General features: G+C 71.5%; 3 protein-coding genes. 1 reads left to right on the top strand and 2 read right to left on the bottom strand.

Annotated elements, in window-relative coordinates:
- A partial coding sequence (locus H5J30_RS29605) for a TRM11 family methyltransferase (protein WP_181790411.1) occupies positions 1 to 881 on the bottom strand: 881 nt, incomplete at its 3' end.
- 217 nt (positions 882 to 1,098) lie between these two features.
- Positions 1,099 to 1,704, bottom strand: coding sequence for a superoxide dismutase (locus H5J30_RS29600; RefSeq protein ID WP_181790409.1), 606 nt, complete (start codon positions 1,702 to 1,704; stop codon positions 1,099 to 1,101).
- A gap of 75 nt (positions 1,705 to 1,779) precedes the next feature.
- On the opposite strand from H5J30_RS29600, the gene H5J30_RS36080 reads away from it, so the two are divergent.
- On the top strand, positions 1,780 to 2,037 hold a 258-nt coding region (locus tag H5J30_RS36080), incomplete at its 3' end, for a hypothetical protein (RefSeq protein ID WP_220189502.1).

Below are 2,037 nucleotides of genomic sequence, written 5' to 3'. Positions count from 1 at the left end.
TCCAGCCGGCCCGCGTCCTCCGCCCGGCGCAGGTGCCGCATCCAGTACATGTACGGGCGCAGCTCGCGGACGTACGACATGCGGTTCACGTACGGCGGCGAGGTCAGCAGCAGGTCGCAGGGCGTGAGCCGGCCGGCGGCGGGCCGCATGTCGCGGGAGTCGCCGTACAGGACGCGCGCCGTGCCGGGCAGCGGGTCCGCGGCGCTCGCGAGCGTGGTGCCGGCCTCGCGGCGGAACGTCTCCAGCACCTCCCGCGCGGCGTCGGGGTCGAGCGCCGGGGCAGTGCCTCCGCCCGCCCCCTTCGCCCCGGCCCTCTCCCCGTCCTCCTTGAACGACATGCTCTGGTGGTTGAACGCCGCGTTGCTCGACGCGATCAGCGTCCGGCAGAAGGCCACGTCCAGCAGGTCCCGCCCGCCCGGCGGCAGGCCGCCCGCCGCGACGTCCAGCGCCCGCCGCACCGCCTTCAGCGCGTCCAGCGCGCTTTGCGCCCACCACCGCCCGATGTTGTGCAGCTCCGGCTCCCACAGCTCGCCGGCCCCGGGCAGTAACTCCTCGGCGCGGTGCACCAGGGGTGCGAGTGCCCGCCGCGTCTCGCGCAGGTGCTCCGGCTCGTACGCGGCCGTCTTCATCTTCCCCAGCCAGATCAGGAACGGGTTCACGTCCAGCGACTGCCCCGTCAGCCCGTGCTCGGCCGCGGCCAGGGGGGTGGTGCCGGTGCCGGAGAAGGGGTCGGTGACGACGGAGCCGGGTGGCATCTCGGCGGCGTAGCGGCGCACGAGGCTCACGGAGTAGGCGGGGGTCAGCCGGAGCCAGCCGTGCCGGCCGGCGCCCGTGTTGGCGCGGAAGGTGAGGTGTGCGTTCTGACGTGTGTCCGACCGCATGCTCTCGCTCTCGCCGGTGGGGGTGGGGGGTAGCGTGGATCGTAGTGGGCGGCGGCCGGTCGCCCGGTGTGAACGGGCAAGTCTCGTCGTACGGGACGAGGGTGCACTGCCGTACGACGGGCGCGTACGCGGCGGCCGCCCCCTCGCCGTACGCGAGAGAGCGGCCTGTCGCCTTCTGGCGGTGTTTCCCGTGAAACCTCCGCCGCGTCCCCTTGTCTCAGCCGCGCGCGGTCGCCTCCGCGTACCGCGCCGAGACGTCGTCCCAGTTCACGAGGTCCCACAGCTTCTGGACGTAGTCGGGGCGGACGTTCTTGTACTGCAGGTAGTACGCGTGCTCCCAGGCGTCGAAGACCAGCAGCGGGGTGCTGCCCTGGCCGACGTTGCCGTGGTGGTCGTAGACCTGTTCGACGATCAGGCGCTTGCCCAGCGGCTCCCACGCCAGCACGCCCCAGCCCGAGCCCTGCACCGAGGCGGTGGCGGCGCTCAGTTGCTTCCGGAACGCCTCGAAGCCGCCCAGGTGCTCGTCGATGGCGTTGCCGAGGGCGCCGTCGGGGCGGTCGCCGCCGTCCGGGGAGAGGTTCTCCCAGAAGATCGTGTGCAGTACGTGCCCGGAGAGGTTGAAGGCGTACGTCTTCTCCAGCCCGACCAGGTTCCCGAACTGCTCCTTGTCGCGCGCCTCGGCGAGCTGCTCCAGCGTGTCGTTGGCGCCCTTGACGTAGGCGGCGTGGTGCTTCGCGTGGTGCAGTTCGAGGATCTGCCCGGTGATCGCGGGCTCCAACGCGGCGTAGTCGTAGGGCAGATCGGGTAGCGCGTACGTGCTCATCAGGCGCTGCTCCTTTCGTGGGACATCCGTCCTCGATCACCCTACGCTCTTATTGCACAATACTTGCAACAACTCTTGGCATGCATCAAGCTGGTGCCGCCGGGCGGGGTCCGGCGCTGGGCGATCGTCTTCCCGCCGGTGCGCTCCGGCCACCCGTGCGCCGGGCCCCGCCCGGCAGATCAGCGGTTCTTCCCCGGTGCGATCTCCCCGTACGGGCTCGCAAGCGCTTGTCGGCGCATCCCCCATCTGCTTGACTCCGGCTGCCAGTGCCCCAACGCACCGGGGGAGGACCCCATGGAGTTCACCCGCAGACGCCTGCTGTCCACTCTGCCC

The sequence above is a fragment of the Streptomyces phytophilus genome (assembly GCF_013870535.1).
Taxonomy (GTDB): Bacteria; Actinomycetota; Actinomycetes; order Streptomycetales; family Streptomycetaceae; genus Streptomyces; species Streptomyces phytophilus.
Note: the sequence above shows the minus strand (reverse complement) of the source record. Positions and strands in the feature narration are given on the sequence as shown.